This window comes from Lentimicrobium sp. S6, from assembly GCF_013166635.1.
Taxonomy (GTDB): domain Bacteria; phylum Bacteroidota; class Bacteroidia; order Bacteroidales; family UBA12170; genus UBA12170.
In genome coordinates this window covers 24,546-43,339 of sequence record NZ_JABKBZ010000037.1, presented here as the reverse complement: position 1 = coordinate 43,339, position 18,794 = coordinate 24,546, and the positions used below count along the sequence as shown (strand labels likewise).

Annotated in this window: 18 protein-coding genes; 10 read left to right on the top strand and 8 right to left on the bottom strand. The window is 33.7% G+C overall.

Going from position 1 to position 18,794, the window contains the following annotated elements; genetic code table 11:
* Positions 1–9 precede the first annotated feature (9 nt).
* Positions 10–1,137, bottom strand: coding sequence for a glycosyltransferase family 1 protein (locus tag HNS40_RS12995; RefSeq protein ID WP_172281480.1), 1,128 nt, complete (start codon positions 1,135–1,137; stop codon positions 10–12).
* 88 nt (positions 1,138–1,225) lie between these two features.
* Between HNS40_RS12995 and HNS40_RS12990 the strand changes: the two genes are divergently transcribed.
* From HNS40_RS12990 to HNS40_RS23720, 4 genes are all read left to right on the top strand, one after another.
* On the top strand, positions 1,226–2,683 hold the full coding sequence (locus HNS40_RS12990; RefSeq protein WP_172281478.1) for an oligosaccharide flippase family protein: 1,458 nt from the start codon (positions 1,226–1,228) through the stop codon (positions 2,681–2,683).
* A 92-nt stretch (positions 2,684–2,775) separates the two neighbouring features.
* Entirely contained in the window at positions 2,776–3,801 is a 1,026-nt protein-coding gene (locus HNS40_RS12985; protein WP_172281476.1) for a hypothetical protein, read from the top strand.
* Positions 3,802–3,917: 116 nt separating this feature from the next.
* Positions 3,918–4,874 (top strand): hypothetical protein, encoded by a 957-nt coding sequence (locus HNS40_RS12980; protein ID WP_172281474.1) that lies wholly within the window; start codon positions 3,918–3,920, stop codon positions 4,872–4,874.
* A gap of 76 nt (positions 4,875–4,950) precedes the next feature.
* A complete protein-coding gene (locus tag HNS40_RS23720; protein WP_172281472.1) occupies positions 4,951–6,318 on the top strand; it encodes an O-antigen ligase family protein in 1,368 nt (455 codons plus the stop codon).
* 13 nt (positions 6,319–6,331) lie between these two features.
* Here the strand turns inward: HNS40_RS23720 and HNS40_RS12970 are convergent, their stop codons facing one another.
* The 6 genes from HNS40_RS12970 to HNS40_RS12945 form a co-directional block, all read right to left on the bottom strand.
* On the bottom strand, positions 6,332–7,255 hold the full coding sequence (locus HNS40_RS12970; protein ID WP_172281470.1) for a UDP-3-O-(3-hydroxymyristoyl)glucosamine N-acyltransferase: 924 nt from the start codon (positions 7,253–7,255) through the stop codon (positions 6,332–6,334).
* 3 nt (positions 7,256–7,258) lie between these two features.
* Positions 7,259–7,828: an elongation factor P gene (efp, locus tag HNS40_RS12965; RefSeq protein ID WP_172281468.1), complete on the bottom strand. Its 570-nt coding sequence runs from the start codon at positions 7,826–7,828 to the stop codon at positions 7,259–7,261.
* 9 nt (positions 7,829–7,837) lie between these two features.
* Positions 7,838–8,623, bottom strand: coding sequence for an acyl-ACP--UDP-N-acetylglucosamine O-acyltransferase (lpxA, locus tag HNS40_RS12960; RefSeq protein ID WP_172281466.1), 786 nt, complete (start codon positions 8,621–8,623; stop codon positions 7,838–7,840).
* Between the two features lie 12 nt (positions 8,624–8,635).
* Positions 8,636–10,027 carry a bifunctional UDP-3-O-[3-hydroxymyristoyl] N-acetylglucosamine deacetylase/3-hydroxyacyl-ACP dehydratase gene (locus HNS40_RS12955; protein ID WP_172281464.1) on the bottom strand — a complete coding sequence of 464 codons (1,392 nt, stop codon included), beginning with the start codon at positions 10,025–10,027 and terminating at the stop codon, positions 8,636–8,638.
* A 91-nt stretch (positions 10,028–10,118) separates the two neighbouring features.
* The gene (gene lpxD / locus HNS40_RS12950) at positions 10,119–11,153 is read right to left on the bottom strand and encodes a UDP-3-O-(3-hydroxymyristoyl)glucosamine N-acyltransferase (RefSeq protein ID WP_172281462.1); all 1,035 of its coding nucleotides are present in this window, start codon (positions 11,151–11,153) and stop codon (positions 10,119–10,121) included.
* Between the two features lie 59 nt (positions 11,154–11,212).
* A complete protein-coding gene (locus tag HNS40_RS12945; protein WP_172281460.1) occupies positions 11,213–12,460 on the bottom strand; it encodes an HD domain-containing protein in 1,248 nt (415 codons plus the stop codon).
* A gap of 171 nt (positions 12,461–12,631) precedes the next feature.
* On the opposite strand from HNS40_RS12945, the gene HNS40_RS12940 reads away from it, so the two are divergent.
* From HNS40_RS12940 to HNS40_RS12915, 6 genes are all read left to right on the top strand, one after another.
* Positions 12,632–14,206, top strand: coding sequence for a bifunctional response regulator/alkaline phosphatase family protein (locus HNS40_RS12940; RefSeq protein WP_216663735.1), 1,575 nt, complete (start codon positions 12,632–12,634; stop codon positions 14,204–14,206).
* Positions 14,207–14,305: 99 nt separating this feature from the next.
* Positions 14,306–14,734: a tRNA (adenosine(37)-N6)-threonylcarbamoyltransferase complex ATPase subunit type 1 TsaE gene (gene tsaE, locus HNS40_RS12935; RefSeq protein ID WP_172281458.1), complete on the top strand. Its 429-nt coding sequence runs from the start codon at positions 14,306–14,308 to the stop codon at positions 14,732–14,734.
* A 27-nt stretch (positions 14,735–14,761) separates the two neighbouring features.
* Positions 14,762–15,976 (top strand): alanine dehydrogenase, encoded by a 1,215-nt coding sequence (locus HNS40_RS12930; RefSeq protein WP_172281456.1) that lies wholly within the window; start codon positions 14,762–14,764, stop codon positions 15,974–15,976.
* Positions 15,977–15,984: 8 nt separating this feature from the next.
* Positions 15,985–17,040, top strand: a complete 1,056-nt coding sequence (locus tag HNS40_RS12925) for an endonuclease (RefSeq protein ID WP_172281453.1) — start codon at positions 15,985–15,987, stop codon at positions 17,038–17,040.
* An 86-nt stretch (positions 17,041–17,126) separates the two neighbouring features.
* Entirely contained in the window at positions 17,127–17,714 is a 588-nt protein-coding gene (locus HNS40_RS12920; RefSeq protein WP_172281450.1) for an RNA polymerase sigma factor, read from the top strand.
* Positions 17,711–18,448 carry a tol-pal system YbgF family protein gene (locus HNS40_RS12915; RefSeq protein WP_172281448.1) on the top strand — a complete coding sequence of 246 codons (738 nt, stop codon included), beginning with the start codon at positions 17,711–17,713 and terminating at the stop codon, positions 18,446–18,448. Before HNS40_RS12920 ends, HNS40_RS12915 begins: the two co-directional genes overlap by 4 nt.
* 62 nt (positions 18,449–18,510) lie before the next feature.
* Here the strand turns inward: HNS40_RS12915 and HNS40_RS12910 are convergent, their stop codons facing one another.
* Positions 18,511–18,741 carry a hypothetical protein gene (locus tag HNS40_RS12910; RefSeq protein ID WP_172281445.1) on the bottom strand — a complete coding sequence of 77 codons (231 nt, stop codon included), beginning with the start codon at positions 18,739–18,741 and terminating at the stop codon, positions 18,511–18,513.
* Positions 18,742–18,794 lie beyond the last annotated feature (53 nt).

Below are 18,794 nucleotides of genomic sequence, written 5' to 3'. Positions count from 1 at the left end.
TTATAGGTTTTATTGATTCACAGTTTTATTAATGGATTTCCAGAGGTTGTCCGCTGTATTTTGCCAATGGAATTTAAGTTTTCTTTGATTTCCTTTCTCTATAAGTTCAGCTCTTAAATCGGCATTTTCCGATACCTTCTTTAAAGCCAATGAAATATCTTCAGGTGAAAAAGGATCTACCAATAAAGCTGCATCACCAGCAACTTCAGGCATAGATGTAACATTGGAGGTGATAACCGGGGTTCCTGTATAAAAAGCTTCAACTATTGGAATTCCAAATCCTTCGAAATAAGAAACATAGGTGAGAGCCAGTGCTGAGGCCAGGGCTTTATGTAATTCTAAGGCATTCAATCTGCCACTAAAAACAACATCGGCTTTATATGACATTTGTTCGTATGTTTCAAAAATTTCATCTGTTTTAAACATCTTTTCACCCACTATCAGTAATTGAACACTTGAACGGTCATTCTTTTTGAATAAATCGAAAGCCTTCATCAAGTTGACCAAATTCTTTCGAGGATTTAAAGCTCCAATAAAAATGAAATAAGGTTTACCACCAGTGTGCTTTTCTACGACTAATTTTTTGATATTAGCAGGTAGGGGAGTGAATTTTTCATTGGCTCCATTATATACCACATCTACTTTACCTTCATCAACTTTATAGAGTTCACAAATATCTTTTTTTGAATATTCAGATACAGTAGCTATTCGCGTTGCATTCTTAGCAAATCGAGGAAAATACTTCCTATAGTAGTAGCGCTCGCTAGATGGCAGATCTTTTGGGTAGTGTTCAAAATTCAAATCATGGAAAACTGCAAGAGTTTTGACTTTGCAATTCAGAGGGATATATCCATCTGGAGATAAGAAAAGATCGACTTTATGGGTCGACAATACTTTGGGAACACTATAATTGAACCAAATATAATAAAGAATGGGATGACGAGCAGGAGGGCCAGTTACCACTGGGGTGATATTATCTCCAAAAATAAAATCGTCGCTATAGGGGCGATCGAAAATGAAGATAAACTCATGTTCCTTATGTTGTTGAGTTATTCTTTTCAGGCTTTCAAAGGTAAACCAACCTATGCCTTCCAATTTGTTTTTGAGTAATAATCTTGTATTGACAGCTATTTTCACTTAGAAACTATTAATTACCAATTCTAATCCTTAAATTTGCCGCAAAGATACAAGAATGACTATTATTTAACTGCCGATCTATAAATTTATGCAGAGAAAGTTTATAACTAATCTAGGATTACTGCTTTTACTCAATTTGCTGATTAAGCCATTTTGGGTTTTTGGTATAGATAGGACAGTACAAAACGTAGTGGGAGCAGAGGAATTCGGCTTTTATTATACCATCCTCAACTTTAGTTTCCTTTTCAATATTTTATTGGATTTAGGAGTTACCAATTTCAATAATCGCAATATTGCTCAGAATACTCAATTATTAGCTAAACATTTTTCTGGAATAGTGAGCTTAAAACTAATTTTGGGTTTCCTTTATTTTATTGTCACAATAGGGATAGGCTTACTTTGGGGTTATAGGGGTTCTCAGCTGAGTTTATTGGCTTTAGTAGGTTTTAATCAATTTTTACTATCATTTATATTATATATAAGATCTAATATTTCTGGAATGCTCATGTTTAGGACGGAGAGTTTTATGTCGGTCTTAGATAGGAGTCTGATGATTATAATCATGGCAGTTTTGCTGTGGGGTCATGTTATTTCTGGTGAATTTCAAATAGAATGGTTTGTTTATGCCCAGACCTCAGCTTATATTATTGCTGCAATTATTGGTTATTCAGTAGTCGTCATTAAAAGTAAGTCTTTAGCCATAAATTGGAATATTCCATTCTTCTTAATGATTTTACGAAAGAGCATGCCATTTGCCTTACTTACTCTATTAATGACTTTTTATAATAGAATTGATACGGTGATGATTGACAAATTATTACCAAATGAAATAGGTAATATCCAATCTGGAGTATACGCACATGCTTATAGAATATTAGAAGCAACAAATCAAATCAGCTTTTTGTTTGCTATTTTGTTATTACCCCTCTTTTCTCACCTAATCAAGGCAAAAGAGAGTTTAATCAATATTGTTAGAGTATCCTTTTCTTTATTGTTTGTGGCTACCAGTATTTTGGCAATATGCACTTTCTTTTATAGTTACGAAATAATGGAATTATTATACGATGAGCATATAAGTGAATCATCCTCGGTCTACAGTGTTATTATTTTTGGTGTGATGGCCATGGGAACCTCCTATATCTTTGGTACTTTACTAACTGCTAATGGAAGTTTAAAAGAACTTAATACTATTGCTGCTATTAGTCTTATAATTAGTGTGACCTTAAATCTGGTTTTAGTACCGAAATATCATGCTTTTGGTTCTGCAGTTGCAAATTTATCTGCATTGTCATTTTCTTCCATCGCCCAATTGTATGTTGTGAAAAGTAAATTTAATTTTAAAATTGATAATAATTTTATCATTAGATTATTTGGCTTTATTATTTTTACTTTAATTATTAGTTATACATCTACTTTCGTAATTACGTATAACTGGGTTCTTAAATTGGTTTTTGTTTCTCTATCTTCCTTATTAATAGCTGTTTTGATGAAGCTCTTGAGTATAAAAGAGTTTGTTGAAATTATAAAAAACGACCAATTAAAATAGCTTTTTATTAATTCCGATCTAATTACATATTTATATTTTCTTATTTAGAAAATAGTTCTATTTTTGGGCTTTCTAAAAGGTTCATATCGATTATGAATAATAATACTTACGAAGGATTTGATTCCTCAAATTTTATTACGTTTTTATTTCAATGGAGACGAACATTTCTCCTTGTAGGTTTGTTGGCTGCAATATTGTCTGTAATATTCTCAACACCCTACTTTATAACACCACTTTATAAAAGTCAAGTGGTATTGTTCCCAACTTCCACCAATGCTATATCCAAAGCTTTATTGAGCACCAACTATGCGGCCAAAGAAGATATATTGGAATTTGGAGAGGATGAGCAAATAGAACAAATGTTACAGATTCTAAATTCCAATATCATTCGTGATAGTATCATTCAGAAGTATCATCTTTCTTCTCATTATGGGATTAATGATGATGATTCTTATCATTTCACGAAATTGTATAGGTTATATGAATCAAATATAAAGTTTAAACGAACTGAAAATAGTGCTGTAAAAATTATTGTTTACGATAAAGACGCTCAATTTGCTGCTGATATAGCTAATGAAATTGCTTTGTTATACGATGTAGTGAAGAATAATATGAAACGTATACGTGCAAATAAGGCTTTCAAGATAGTTGAAAGAGAGTACTTTAAGCTTAGATTAGAAATTAAGCTCAAAGAGGATTCCTTAACAGTATTGCGTAAATTAGGAGTGCATGATTATGAATCACAATCAGAGATGATCAACCGTCAGTTGGCCATGGAAATAGCCAAGGGCAATAATGCAAATATTCAGCGTTTAGAAGGTAAACTAGATATTTTAGCAAATTATGGCGGTCCTTATGTATCCATTAGAGATGCATTAGAACATGATAAAAAACAACTGAGTGAAATTAGAGCTAAATATGAGGAAGCAAAAGTAGACGCTGAACAAGATTTACCTCAAAAATTTATTGTAAATAATGCATATAAAGCAGAAAAGAAATCATATCCAATAAGATGGTTGATTGTAATATTATCAATTTTTGGTTCATTATTTCTTACAGTTTTAGTTATTATTACTTTTGAGCAACTAGAAAAGTTACAAATAAAAAAAAAAGCATAATTCAATTAATCCTAAATCAAATTAGGTATTATGGAAAAGATAATAATAAAGAGTTAAGCTCAATTGATAAGAAATTAGTTTTTAATAAGCATAGAATAAGAATAAATCATATTATAATGGAAAGCAATTTTAATAATCTGAACGTCATTAATACCCTTTTAAGATGGAGGGTTCATTTGGCTGTCATATTGCTTATAGCTTTTGTAGGCTCAGCAGTATTTTCAGGCTCTTGGTTAATTACTCCCAAATTTAAATCTTGGGCGGTAATATATCCATCTAATATTTCACCATATTCTGAAGAAAGTGAAACTGAGCAAATGTATCAAATTCTTCAAGCTAGTTATGTGAGAGATCGTGTTATTGAGGAATTTAATCTTGCTGAGCATTATGAGATATCTCCTGATTATGAGTATTTTACTACTGCTCTGATAAATGAATATAAAGAGAGTGTGAAGATTGGAAAGACCCCTGGTGAAGCTCTAAGAATTGAAGTTTTAGATAGAGATCCAGAAATAGCCAAAGAAATGGTTGAAATGGTTATTCTTGCTTATAATGAGAAAATTAAAATGCTGCATGAAGAAAAGTTTGGCGAAGTTGTGGGGATGTGGGAAAGAGCTAAACAAAGAAAAATTCAATCTATTGATTCCATAAAAAGTGTATTGCATGTATTGGCAGCTGAAGATGGGTTAATAGAATATGGTGCTCAATCTTCTGAAGTAATGAAAGGTTTGTTGGGTACAGTAGAAGGAGGTTCCACACGAATTAATAAAGACGAAGTTAGTAGATTGAGAAAAAGTATGGAGGCTAAAGGTGGAGACTTATTGCTTAGTCTTGAGACTTTAAAGCATCAAGCTTTATTATTAAGAGAAATAACTAGTGAATTAGATAAGGCCGATGCCAATTATGATAGACAGTTTTCATATACTAACGTTATTGAAGAGCCTTTTGCTGCTGATAAGAAATCATATCCAGTGAGATGGTTAATTGTGGCCTTAACGATGTTTACAACATTATTACTCTCAGTTATTGTGATTGGTGTTATTGAGAATTTACGAATTAGAAAGGCGATTTAATTTGTTCTCCTCCAAAGTAAAAATAGGAATTATTTACTTGCTCAGCATTTTATTTGTTTTGGCCAACATGTACTTTGTGGCTAAAAATCAATATTATGCTTTTGCCATTCCATTTGGTTTATTCTTTATTCTTCTTTACTTTTTTGCTTTAGATAAACTGATCTGGTTGATTGTTTTCTTTACTCCTTTAGCAATAATTCTTAAAGATAATGACTTTGGAGTAGGGGTGTCTCTGCCGACAGAACCATTGATGGCTGGGGTATTATTATTGTTTATTATAAAAATATTTTTTGATTGGAGCTTTGATAAAAGGTTTCTAAAACACCCGATAACCATTGCATTAGCTCTTAGTTTGACTTGGACTTTGTTTACTACCTTTACGAGTGAATTACCTATTGTATCATTAAAGTACTTTGTTTCACAACTATGGTTTGTCGTTCCTTTTTACTTCATTTTTAGTAAAATCATCAAGAAAGATTCTGATATCAGAAAGTTTGCTTGGCTTTATATTATCCCATTAATCATTGTGATTATCTATACCACTATTCATCATTCTATGTGGGGATTTGAAACTAAAGCAGGACACTGGGTGATGTCTCCTTTCTATAATGATCATACAGCCTATGGAATGATCCTTGCGTTTTATTTGCCTATTGGTTTGGCTTTAATATTTACAGATGATTATTCTAAGAGTCTGAAAATGTATTCTATTATTGCTACTTTAATCATTCTGTTTGCATTGTATTTATCTTACAGTCGTGCAGCATGGTTATCTGTTATTGGTGGAATAGGCGTTTTTGTTTTAATATATTATAAGATAAAATTACGATATGTAGCATTAACAATTATTAGCGTTGTAGGCTTATTCTTTACTTTTCAAAATCAAATTTTAGATAAATTATCAAAGAATGATCAAGATTCCTCTGCAAATTTTATGGAGCATGTATCTTCCGCAAGTAATATTGCTACAGATGCTTCAAACTTAGAACGTATTAATAGATGGGCTTGTGCACTTCGTCTTTTCGAAGAAAGACCCATAGTAGGATGGGGACCTGGTACTTATCAGTTTGTGTATGCTCCAATGCAAAGAGCAAGTGAAAAAACTATAATTAGTACCGATTTTGGTGATGGAGGAAATGCACATAGTGAATATTTGGGTCCATTGGCTGATAAAGGTGTTCTTGGTTTAGTGACCTTCCTTTTAATTGGGATCGCAATTATTTCTACTGGAGTTCGTGTTTATAAGCAAGATGCTAATCGCTCTAATAGAGTCATGGTTATGGGGATATTGGTAGCTTTTGTTACCTATTTCATTCATGGCCTGCTTAATAATTTCTTAGATTCTGATAAAGCTGCTGTGCCTTTCTGGGGCTTTGCGGCCATATTAGTAATATTGGATATTAGAAATAAAGAAGCCCTAAGCCAAAAAAAGACCGCTAAATAAGCAGTCCTTTTTATTATCTATTTTCTCTAGCTAAACGCCTTAAGGTTGCCATCTCTTTCCACTTCTCTCTAGCTTCAATAGCTGGGCTACCAAAATAGGTTTTGCCACCTTCTACTGACTTGTCAATAGCTGATGTGGCTAATATGACTGCTCCTTTACCAATAACAATATCTTTGTTTATGGCTACTCTACCCCAGATAATAACATCATCCTCAATTTTTGTTACTCCTGCAATAGCAGCATGAGCTCCTATCAAACATCTTTTACCAATTTGGGTGTCATGTCCAATCTGACTGTGGTTATCCATTTTGGTATCTTCACCAATGATGGTATCGCCACTTACTCCTTTGTCGATGGCACATAATGCACCAACTTCAACTTTATCTTCTAGAATAACTCTACCACAAGATTCAAACTTTTTAAAGCCATCTGCTCTCTTTTGGAAATAATAAGCATCAGCACCAATGATAGCACCAGAATGTACGATCACATCATTACCAAGAATGCAATGGTCGTAAATACATGCATTGGCGTGAATAATACAATTCTTTCCAATTTTTACATAATTTCCAATAAATGCTCCTGGTTGGATAATAGTTCCTTCTCCAATTTCTGCTTTAGGACTGATAGAGGAGGTGGAAGCTTCAAAAGGTCGGAAATGTTTAACGAGTTTCATGTAGTCGTCAAATGGGGTGTCCGAAATGATTAAAGCCTTGCCTTCAGGACAATCTACTTCTTTGTTAATTAATATAGTTGTAGCAGCGCTGTTTAATGCTTTACTATAGTATTTTGGGTGATCAACAAAAGTTAGATCACCCGCTTCTACCATATGTATTTCATTAATTCCACTTACTACATAATCGTCAGCACCAACATATTTGTTAACTCCAATGAGTTTACTGACTTCTTTTAAGCTGTAATTTCTAGGAAATCTCATTCACTAAGCTTTAACTCTTTCAGAATACTCACCATTTCTGGTATCTACTTTGATCAATTCACCAGTATTGATGAATAGAGGAACTCTAACGGTAGCTCCAGTTTCAACTGTAGCATCTTTTAAAGTGTTGGTAGCTGTATTCCCTCTTTCTCCTGGTTCAGTATAGGTAATTTCAAGAGTTACATAAGGTGGAAGGTCTACAGTGAGGGGTGATTCAGTTTCTGCATGAATTAAAATCTCAACATTCTGACCTTCTTTCAAAAACGCTCCTGGAGCTCCAACAAGAGCTTCATCTAAAAATGTTTGTTCAAAAGTTTCATTATTCATGAAGTGCATATCTTGACCTTCTTTGTAAAGGTATTGGTAGCTTCTTCTTTCTACTCTTTGGATATTAATTTTAACACCAGATGTAAAAGTATTAGGAATAACTTTCCCAGTTTTTAGATTTTTTAGTTTTGTTCTCACAAAAGCTGGTCCTTTACCAGGTTTTACATGTTGAAATTCAACAATAGAGAATAAGTTTCCATTAAATTCAATAACTAATCCGTTTTTGAAATCTGAAGTGTTTGCCATAATTGTATTTTATAAAAATCTTGAATATCCCCTCATGATACCACGAGTTGATTTTGCAATAAAAGTTAATATTTCGTCTCTCTCAGGTGTTGCAGGAATAGTTGCTTCAATATAATTGACAGCCTGAGATACATTTTTATTCTTTAAATAAATAATTCTGTAGATTTCTTGAATCTGCTGAATTTGTTCTGGTGTAAATCCTCTTCTGCGTAAACCAACGGAGTTGATACCAACGTATGAAAGAGGTTCGCGACCTGCTTTAGTATAAGGAGGAACATCTTTACGAGCCATTCCACCACCACTAATCATGGCGTGTTTTCCTACTTGTACAAATTGGTGTACAGCTGCTAGGCCACCAATGATAGCCCAATCGTGAATATCTATGTGGCCTGCCAAAGTTGCTCCATTAGCTAGGATTACATTGTCGCCAACGATACAATCATGAGCAATATGCACATAAGCCATAAGCAGACAGTTATTTCCAACTATGGTTTCCATATTGGCTTTAGTACCTCTATTTACGGTCACAAATTCTCTAATGGTGGTGTTGTCACCTATTTTTACTAGGGTCTCTTCACCATCGTATTTTAAATCCTGAGGGATAGCAGAAATCACTGCACCAGGAAAAATCTTACAATTTTTCCCAATTCGTGCTCCTTCCATGATAGTAACATTCGATCCAATCCATGTGCCTTCTCCAATGATTACATTCTTTTCAATATTTACAAAAGGCTCTATCACTACATTACTTGCAAGTTTTGCCTGAGGATGAACGTATGCTAAGGGTTGATTCATTATCTTGTATTTTTATTTTATCTTCACTATTTGCGCTAACATTTCTGCTTCCATTACTACTTTATTTCCTACATAAGCTATTCCACCCATGTGGCAAAGTCCTCTTCTGATAGGGGTTAGTAATTTTAAACTGAAATTTAGAGTATCACCTGGCACAACTTGATTACGAAATTTTACTTTATCAATTTTCATAAATAAAGTGATATAGTTTTCAGGATCGGGAACCGTGCTTAAAACTAAGATTCCTCCAGTTTGGGCCATCGCTTCAATTTGCAATACACCCGGCATTACTGGGTTTCCAGGAAAGTGACCTACGAAAAAATCCTCGTTCATGGTCACATTCTTACTTCCAATAACATGAGTATCGCTCATCTCCATAATCTTGTCAATAAGTAAGAATGGAGGACGATGAGGAAGCTTTTTCATGATATCATTGATATCGAAAAGTGGTTTTACATCAGATGAGAAAGTGGGCATGTTTTTCTTGCTCTCTTCATCTTTCTGTCTTTTTTTAAGGATTTTGGCAAAAGCAGTATTGTTCTTATGTCCAGGTCGAGTGGCAATGATATGTGCTTTAATAGGTTTTCCGATTAATGCAAGATCACCTATTACATCTAATAATTTGTGACGGGCTGGCTCATTATTTGCAAAAAGTTCCAGGTTGTTTAAGTATCCTTTTTCAGTTACATTAACAACAGGTTTGTTAAATAATTCAGCCAAGCGGTTGAGTTCATCTTGTTCTACTTGTTTTTCTACATAAACAATAGCATTAGCAAGATCACCACCTTTTATCAAGTTGTTTTTTAATAGAAACTCTAGTTCATGGAGAAATACGAAGGTTCTTGCTTTGGATATCTCTTTTTTAAATTCTCCAATATGATACATATTGGCATGTTGAGTTCCTAAAACTTCACTTTCGTAATCTATCATCACTGAAACTTTGAATTCGTCGCTTGGAATGGCGATATATTCAACTTTTTCATCAGCATTCTGATAGCTAATATTCTCGGTGAGCTCGTAATATTCTCTTTCGGCTTCTTGTTCTTCTATTCCAGCATCTTCTAATTTCTCAATATATAATCTTGAGCTTCCATCAAGAATTGGAGTTTCTGCACCATTCATTTCAATTCTAACATTATCTATCTGCAATCCTACCAAAGCAGCTAAAACATGTTCGATGGTATAAACTTTAGAACCTTTGTATTCTAAAGTAGTTCCTCTAGAAGTATCTACTACATAGTCAACTAAGGCTTTAATTTCGATATCTTCGTTCACATCTGTTCTTACAAATCGATAACCATAACCTTCTGCTGCTGGCTTGAATGTTATGGTTACTTCTTGTCCGGTATGCAATCCGGTTCCAGAGATGCTTACTTCTCTTTTAATGGTACGTTGTTTTTCCATAAATACTTTATGCTAATTTTTATATCAAGCTATTTGATGAAAACATTCTGGTTTTCAATTAAAATAGCCGCAAATTTAAGAAAAAATCTCTTTACGAGTTTTTTGAATTTTTAAGCTGCTTTTCTAGCTCATCAATACGCTTCACAATATCTGGAAGTCTCTTATAATATACATATGATTTTCTATATGGAGCAATATCATAAGCTGGGGAACCTTGAATGACTTTACCATCTTTAACATTTGAGCTCACTCCACTTTGAGCAGCTATCATCACTCCATCTCCAATAACTAAATGGCCTGTTATACCAACTTGACCGCCTATCATACAGTTTTTACCTATTCTAGTACTTCCCGATACTCCTGTTTGAGCTGCAATTACAGTGTTTTCTCCGATTTCTACATTATGAGCAATCTGAATTAGATTATCTAATTTTACACCTTTTCTTATTACAGTAGATCCTAGGGTGGCCCTATCGATAGTAGTGTTACTTCCTACCTCAACGAAATCTTCTATAATAACATTGCCTATCTGGGCTACTTTTTTGTAATTTTTATCATCTTGTGGGGCAAATCCAAAGCCATCACTTCCTATGATAACACCAGAATGGAAGGTACAAGAATCTCCAATTTTGCAATCATTATATACCTTGGCTCCCGCAAATAAAATACAATCTTTACCCAATTTAGTGTTGTCTCCAATATAAGCTTGTGGATATATTTTACTTCCATCCCCAATAACACAATTTTCAGAAATAACAGCATATTCGCCAATATATACGTTTTTTCCAATTTGGGCAGATTCAGCAATAAAGGCTTGAGACGAAATTCCTGTTTTTTGATTAGTAGCTTCTTTGTACAGATCTAATAATGTAGAAAATGCAACATATGCATTTTTAACCTTAATTAAAGCACAAGGGACTTCCTTTTCTGCAATAAAATCTTCATTTACGATGATAATGCTTGCTTTAGTGGTATAAACATGCTTTGTATATTTAGGATTAGCTAAAAAACTAAGGGTTCCTGGCTGACCATCTTCTATTTTTGATAAGTCATGCACCTCAATGTTTTCATCTCCAACCACTTTGCCTTCTAATACACCTGCGATCTGCGCGGCAGTAAACTTCATATGTGTTAGTTTTCGAATTTGGGGCAAATATATTCAAAATTGCCTAAACTAAAAAAATGCTAAATCTTAGTGTCTCCAATATGGAATTCTTTGGGATAGCATAAATAGAACTTACTAACAGGAGCCGATAAGCTTCTGATATTGAAGTTGTCAGAGGCTGTTGTGATGTCTACCAGTGTTCTGTTTTTTTCTTGAATGAAAATTTTATCCGCCTTTTGGTTGTAAGCTCTATTGCTAGCAATACCGCTATATACGAAATGAGCGGCCTCATCTATGCTTATTTCATAAGTTTTAGCTACTTTTTTCTTTAACTTTTGAATAGCATTTTGGTCGAATTTTTCTTTCTGGATAATAACCTTTGGAATATGTCTTTCTAAAATGTTTTTACATAATAAACTTAGTGTTTTATCTTTATGTTTGGACCATTCTTTAATGGCGAACATAATATCAAAGTCATCAATGCTGGCAAATTTGGATAATAAATCCTTTTCTATTAATTGTTCAGCATCTATCTTATTTCTAAGAAAAAGAATTAATTCTGGACTAGAACTGATTCTAGAATCGGTTTTTGATAAAACTCTTGCTCTTTTAATTATTTCAATCAACAGTTGTTCAGCACTGAGAACAGTTTTATGTAAGTATACTTGCCAATACATGATTCTTCTAGCGACCAAGAACTTTTCTACAGAATATATCCCTTTGGCCTCTACCACTAATTGGTCATCTATAACATTGAGCATTTTGATTAGCCTATCGGTTCCAATAACTCCTTCACTTACACCAGTGAAATAACTATCTCTTTTTAAATAGTCGAGCCTATCCATATCTAATTGACTACTGACCAATTGATGAAGGAACTTCTTATGATAGGAGTTTTTATTAATAGCGATGGCCGTATCTAATATGCCACCGAGATCCTTATTAATGGCTTCTAATAACAAGGAACCTACTTTTTCGTGGCTGGTTCGGTATAATAGGTGGCGCTCTAGAGTATGGGAGAAAGGCCCATGACCAATATCATGCAGAAGAATGGCTTGTTGAGCAGCTAACACCTCCTCGGTGCTAATGTTGATTCCTTTATCTTTCAAACTTAGTAAGGTGCTTTTCATCAGATTCATTGCTCCCATACTATGCTGGAAACGAGTATGAATTGCACCAGGGTAGACCATATAAGTTAATCCCAACTGATTTATTCTTCTTAACCTTTGAAAATAGGGGTGCTCTATAATATCATAAATAGATTCATCACTTATTTGGATAAAGCCATATATTGGATCGTTAAATATTTTAAGCTTGTTTGTATTCATAGTTTTCGAATGAATCTGCAAATTACGTATTTCTTTGTTCTTATAAACGAATAATAGAGAATTGATAAGAAGCATTAACAAATCTTAACAAGGAGCAAGTATCTGTAATTCAGCTCTATATATGATTGTTGTTTTTGTTGAGTAAAATCCATGCAATAAATCGCTAATTTTATGTTTTTAATAGAAAGAAAAAATATGGGCACTAAAATATTATGGGTTGATGATGAGATAGATCTTTTGAAACCCCACATTATGTTCTTGGAACAAAAAGGTTATGAGGTTGGTACTGCTAATGATGGGAGTGAAGCGCTTGATTTGGTTGATGAAACGGATTTCGATATTGTATTTTTGGATGAAAATATGCCAGGGTTAAGTGGTATTGAAACTTTAGAGAGATTGAAAATAAAGTCACCTTCTTTACCAATTGTGATGATTACAAAAAGTGAAGAAGAATCTATCATGGAGGAGGCTATAGGATCAAATATCGCTGATTATTTGATAAAGCCCGTTAAGCCTAATCAAATTCTTCTTTGCTTAAAAAAGAACCTCGATAATAGAAAAATTGTTTCGGAGAAAACCACCATGGCTTATCAGCAGCAGTTTCAGGCTTTGAGTATGGAAATAGGTAATCGTTTAAATCATAAGGAGTGGATTGAGATTTACAAGAAATTGGTTCATTGGGAGCTGAGTTTGAGTAAATCGAGAGATAATGGTATGGATGAAGTGCTGAAAATGCAAAAGGACGACGCCAATAATCAGTTCTCAAAATTTGTGATGAGTGAATATGAAGGTTGGTTAAGTGGGAATAGTTCAGACGCACCTGTATTGTCGCATACTTTGATGAAGAAGAAAGTATTACCAGCTGTTAAAGATGATAAACCTACTTTCTTATTTATCATTGATAATTTAAGATATGATCAATGGAAAACCATTCAGCCCTTTTTTGAGGAACTTTTCCGAATTGAAGAAGAGGAACTGTATTATAGTATTCTCCCAAGTACGACTCAATATGCTCGTAATGCTTTGTTCTCTGGGTTATTACCTTCAGAAATAGAAAAGAAATATCCTCAATATTGGTTAGGAGAGCACGATGAGGGATCGAAAAACCAATTCGAATCTCAACTAATGGGCGAGTTGCTGAAGCGTTTTGGTAGACAGGACAAATACTCTTATCACAAAGTTCTCAATATGAGTTTTGGTCGAAAAGTGGTCGATTCACTTCCAAACTTAATGAATAATGACTTGAATGTGATTGTCTATAATTTTGTAGACATGCTTTCACATGCTCGAACCGAAATGGAAATCATCAGAGAACTTGCCGATGATGAAGCAGCTTACCGATCTTTAACGGTGAGTTGGTTTGAACATTCTCCATTATATGATATGTTTAAATACTTATCCAAAAAAGATGTAAATGTGGTCATAACAACAGATCATGGTAGTATTAGGGTTCAGAACCCGGTACAAGTCATTGGAGATAAACTAACCAATACCAATTTGAGATATAAAGTTGGAAAAAGTCTAAATTACAAAGCCAAAGATGTTTATGAAGTTAGAGAACCCAAGGATGTATTTCTCCCAAAGACACATATTAATGATGGATACATTTTTGCAAAGACAAATGATTTCTTTGCGTATCGTAATAATTTCAATCATTATGCTAATTACTATAAGAATACCTTCCAGCATGGTGGTATATCCATGGAGGAGTTATTGATTCCTATTATTCGTTTGCGAAGCAAATAATTGGCACAATAAAATAAAGAAAAGGGAATGAGTTATTCATTTCCTTTTTTTTGTGTCAAAAACTGGATATCCCTTTGCTTTTTTTATTTAATTTGCCCCATGTCAAAATATGAATTCAAAGCTGAAGGTCCTTCGGATCTTTCAAAGATAGCTCAAAGCCTAATAAAATCGCTTGGAGAGCATAAGATAGTTGCTTTTAAAGGCGAAATGGGAGCGGGAAAAACCACATTCATCAAAGCCATTTGTGAGTTCTTACAAGTAGATGGGATCGTTAATAGTCCAACATTTTCTATTATTAATCAATATGATACCTTAAAAGGGGATATTGTTTTTCATTTTGATTTTTATCGTTTGGAAACTTATCAGGAGGCCCTAGATATTGGTATTTACGATTATTTGGAGAGCGGAAATCTATGTTTGATGGAGTGGCCGGAAAAAGTGGAGAAACTTTTACCTGAAGAATGCGTATATTTGAAAATTAAGGAAGATGAGCTAACCGGAGATAGAATAATTAAATGGGAAGTTTAAAAAAAAATAGCTCTCAAAATATCGTATATGGTTTCTGAAGAAGGATTGATAAATATTTCATCGCAATTACTACCCAAAGAAGAGATGCTAGAAGTTGGGCACCAAAAATCAAATATTAGTATTGGCGTGCTTAGCGAAACAGAGGAGGGTGAGAATAGAGTTTGTCTGACACCAGAATCAGTAGGTCTATTGGTGGAACTAGGTCATAAAGTACTGGTTCAATCCAATGCTGGTCTTAAATCAGGCCATTCTAACGTGGATTATTCTGAGCAGGGAGCCGAAATTATAGAAACAACAGAAGAGGTAATGGAGGCTCAAATTCTTCTAAAAGTAAGTCCATTATCCCCAAAAGAGAGAAGCCTGATTCGAAAGAATCAATTATTGGTTACATCCCTTCAATTATTTAATCAGAAAAGAGAGTATTTTGCCGATTTTATTGAGAAAAAAGCTACAGCTATTGCCTTTGAGAGAATAAAAGACAGCACCAAGGCGTATCCTCTCATTCGTTCCATGAGCGAAATTGTAGGAAGTGCTGGAGTTCAAATTGCAGCTCATTATTTATCTCATCCAGATTATGGAAATGGTACTATGCTTGGGGGGGTTCCTGGTTTAAAACCTGCCGAAATCGTTATTATTGGTGCAGGAACTGTTAGTGAATATGCCGCTCGTTCCGCCATTGGAATGGGGGCTCAGGTAAAGATTTTTGATAATTCCATTTATAAACTTCGGAGGATTCAGAACAATCTAAAGCAGAATATATTTACATCAACTATACAGCCTCAGGTTTTAATGAAGGCTTTAAAGGATGCGGATGTAGCCATAGGAGCACTACGTGTAAAAGAGACTGGAAGTCATTATATGGTTCCAAGCTATATGGTAGAGAATATGAGAAAAGGCTCTGTCATAATGGATATTAGTATAGACCAAGGTGGGGCTTTCGAAACTTCTCGTCCAACTTGTCACAAAGATCCCGTTTATCAAAAGTTTGGAGTTACACATTATGGAGTACCAAATATTGCCTCTCGTGTGGCCTATACAGCTTCTAATGCCCTCTCTAACTTTTTTACTCCTTTATTACTAGAAATGGCTGATGCAGGAGGGGTTTCCCAGTATTTAAAGCGAAATGCAGGAATTAGAAATGGTGTTTATGTCTTTAATGGTATTATAACTAATAATAGGGTTGGGAAAAAATTTGGCTTTAATTACCGCGATTTAGATTTATTATTGGCAGTATTACATTAGTAGAAACTATGTCAAATATAAAACAAATAATAAGGATAATACTTTTTATCCAGGCTATTTTTTTAAATGGCTTTGTATTTTCTCAAGAGGAATTAGATAGGCATCCTCAAGATAGTTTAAGAATGATGTTTTATAATGTTGAGAATCTATTCGACCCTTTTGACGATAGTTTAACGAGTGATGAAGAGTTTACAGAGGAAGGGGCGAAGCATTGGTCTTGGTATAAGTATCAAGATAAACTCAGTAATATTTATAAAACAATAGTAGCTGTTGGAAATCCATACCCGCCTGCAATTATCGGCTTATGCGAGATAGAAAATCGGTTTGTATTGAACCAATTGGTTTACAAGACTCCGTTTTCAAAATTTGATTATAGAATTGTTCATGAAGAAAGCCCTGATAGAAGAGGTATTGATGTTGGTTTATTATTCGATCCTAAGCGTGCAGAATTGATTTATCATGAAGCCGTTCGGATTGATTTTCATTTTTCTCCACAAACAAAGACTCGTGATATTCTTTATGTTAAGCTTAGAATATTTAATGAAGATACAATTCATATTTTTGTTAATCACTGGCCTAGTAGATGGGGAGGTCAAATGGCATCGGCTCCAAAACGAAATTATGTGGCCGATATCTTAAGGGTGAAAATAGATTCCATATTTAATGAAGAATTAACACCTTCTATTTTTGTGATGGGGGATTTTAATGATGAACCTGAAGATGAAAGTTTAAGGCTTCATTTAGAGGCTGGTAGCCCTGAGGGTTCTTCAAGAATGGTGAATGTAATGTTGCCTTTAGTAAATGATAAATCAAAAGGAACTCATAAATATCAAGCCAATTGGGGAATTTTAGATCAATTTATTGTCTCAAAGTTCTTACTTTTGTCCAATAACCAATTACAAATTAACCTCCATCAAAATCCCATTTTTGCTGAGCCATATCTTTTAGAAAAAGATGAAAAGTTTTTAGGATTAAAACCGAATCGAACTTTTATAGGGTATAAATATCATGGAGGATTTAGTGATCATTTGCCTATATTTTTGGATCTGTATAAGATGCAGTAATCCAGGCGTTTGTAAAAGTTTTTAAAAAAAGATTAAAAATAATCAATAATTTAGGGGTACGTTTTTACAAAAAATAGTATTAATAAGTGAAGAAAGAGAAATATACAACAAATGAGATCCTAGATGGAATAAAAAGTGGTAATAATATTATACTTCAATTTATCTATCAAAGTTATTTCGATTCGATTAAAACCTTGGTTTTGTCGAAAAGAGGGAATGAAGATCTTGCTTATGATATTTTTCAAGATTCTCTTGTAGTTATCTACAAGAAACTAAAAACTGAAGAGTTTCAAATATTAAAAAGTTCTTTCTTTACTTATTTCTATTCGGTTTGTAGAATTACGCTATTTAAGTACTACTCTACAGGTTCGAAAGATGCATTGCCTCTTGCAGATAATTTAAAAGATTTGGAATTTATTTCTAGTGATTTTGAAGAAGAGGAAAGGTTGGCGGTTGAAGGAATAAAAGAGCAATTATTCCAAAAATATATCGATCTAATTCCTGACTCTTGTATGAAAATACTCAAATTGGTAATGGCCGGATTTAAAGCTGCTGAAATTGCCAATAAACTAAATTTATCCAGCGATGCTTATATAAGAAAAAGAAAGAAGATCTGTCTCGAGACTCTGATTGAAATGATTAAAAAAGATCCTAAATCAAGAGAATTATTATGAAAGCGTCAAAAACAAATTTAATCCAAAAGAAAGTCCTGAATGAACTTTCGGAGTTTGAACTGACTGACTTTAATCGGTTAATAGAATCAGACTCTGATTTCGCAAAGGAATATGCGATGGCTAAAGAGTTGATGACTTATGTTGGTAATGAAGAATTGTTAGTTTTCAGGGGGCAATTAGAAAAAGTTAGTAAATCGCATAAAAGCAAAAACTCCAATAAAAGGTTGATTAGTTTAAGAAGACACTGGTCCTATGTGGCATCAGTTGCTGCTGTTGCCCTCATTTTATTTGGCAGCTATGTATTTCTAAATGAGAATTCAGCATCCGATAAATTATTTGATCAATATTATAATACTGATGAAGTGTTTTTAAATACTCGTAGTGGTTCTACGCATAGTAATAGTGTTTTAGAACAAGGCTTGGTATTGTTTGAAGATAATAAATTTGAGGAGTCAATAGATTATTTTGAACAGCTACCTACCAGTGTTACCGCTTTATATTATAGTGGGGTGGCACATATGGAAATAGGAGAGTACGAGGTTGCTGAGTTTAAGTTTGATCAGGTCATATCAAATTATTTAAATGTGTTTTATGACCAAGCGCAATGGTATAAAGGCTTGTGCTTGGTAAAACAAAATAAGAAACAGGAGGCCAATGTGATATTTACCATGATTTCGCAATCAAATAGTTATTATAAAGAACAAGCTTTAGAATTAACAAAGCAAATGAAATAAGTTTCGAGAAGTGAATAAGTCTTAAGCCTACAGTTCGAGTAGGCTTTTTTTATGCTTTTTTTTTAATGAGAATGCGCTTTTGCTCCAGCACCATGATGTGATTCGTAATTTTCACATACATAATCAGGATCCTTTTCACACATACAGCTCATCTTTTTACCTTGGCTCGTTTCTAAATCTGAACTACAGGTTTTTGTAAATACAGCTCCTTTAACGAAAAACATTTTTATTCCAATTAAAGCAAAGGCAACAGCCATTAAAACTACGGTGATTAATATTAACTTAAGAATCATGATTTATTTTTTTACAAAGATAAAGCTTTTCTACTTTTGAGCTGAAAATGATA

Bases quoted from the DNA above. Each gene is read 5' to 3' on its own strand.
- HNS40_RS12955 (WP_172281464.1), bottom strand. From the start codon at position 10,027: ATGGAAAAACAACGTACCATTAAAAGAGAAGTAAGCATCTCTGGAACC.
- lpxD (WP_172281462.1), bottom strand. From the start codon at position 11,153: ATGAAGTTTACTGCCGCGCAGATCGCAGGTGTATTAGAAGGCAAAGTG.
- HNS40_RS12930 (WP_172281456.1), top strand. From the start codon at position 14,762: ATGGTTTCTGAAGAAGGATTGATAAATATTTCATCGCAATTACTACCC.
- HNS40_RS12970 (WP_172281470.1), bottom strand. From the start codon at position 7,255: ATGAGATTTCCTAGAAATTACAGCTTAAAAGAAGTCAGTAAACTCATT.
- HNS40_RS12990 (WP_172281478.1), top strand. From the start codon at position 1,226: ATGCAGAGAAAGTTTATAACTAATCTAGGATTACTGCTTTTACTCAAT.
- HNS40_RS12940 (WP_216663735.1), top strand. From the start codon at position 12,632: ATGTTTTTAATAGAAAGAAAAAATATGGGCACTAAAATATTATGGGTT.
- HNS40_RS12925 (WP_172281453.1), top strand. From the start codon at position 15,985: ATGTCAAATATAAAACAAATAATAAGGATAATACTTTTTATCCAGGCT.
- lpxA (WP_172281466.1), bottom strand. From the start codon at position 8,623: ATGAATCAACCCTTAGCATACGTTCATCCTCAGGCAAAACTTGCAAGT.
- tsaE (WP_172281458.1), top strand. From the start codon at position 14,306: ATGTCAAAATATGAATTCAAAGCTGAAGGTCCTTCGGATCTTTCAAAG.
- efp (WP_172281468.1), bottom strand. From the start codon at position 7,828: ATGGCAAACACTTCAGATTTCAAAAACGGATTAGTTATTGAATTTAAT.
- HNS40_RS12980 (WP_172281474.1), top strand. From the start codon at position 3,918: ATGGAAAGCAATTTTAATAATCTGAACGTCATTAATACCCTTTTAAGA.
- HNS40_RS12915 (WP_172281448.1), top strand. From the start codon at position 17,711: ATGAAAGCGTCAAAAACAAATTTAATCCAAAAGAAAGTCCTGAATGAA.
- HNS40_RS12910 (WP_172281445.1), bottom strand. From the start codon at position 18,741: ATGATTCTTAAGTTAATATTAATCACCGTAGTTTTAATGGCTGTTGCC.
- HNS40_RS12985 (WP_172281476.1), top strand. From the start codon at position 2,776: ATGAATAATAATACTTACGAAGGATTTGATTCCTCAAATTTTATTACG.
- HNS40_RS12945 (WP_172281460.1), bottom strand. From the start codon at position 12,460: ATGAATACAAACAAGCTTAAAATATTTAACGATCCAATATATGGCTTT.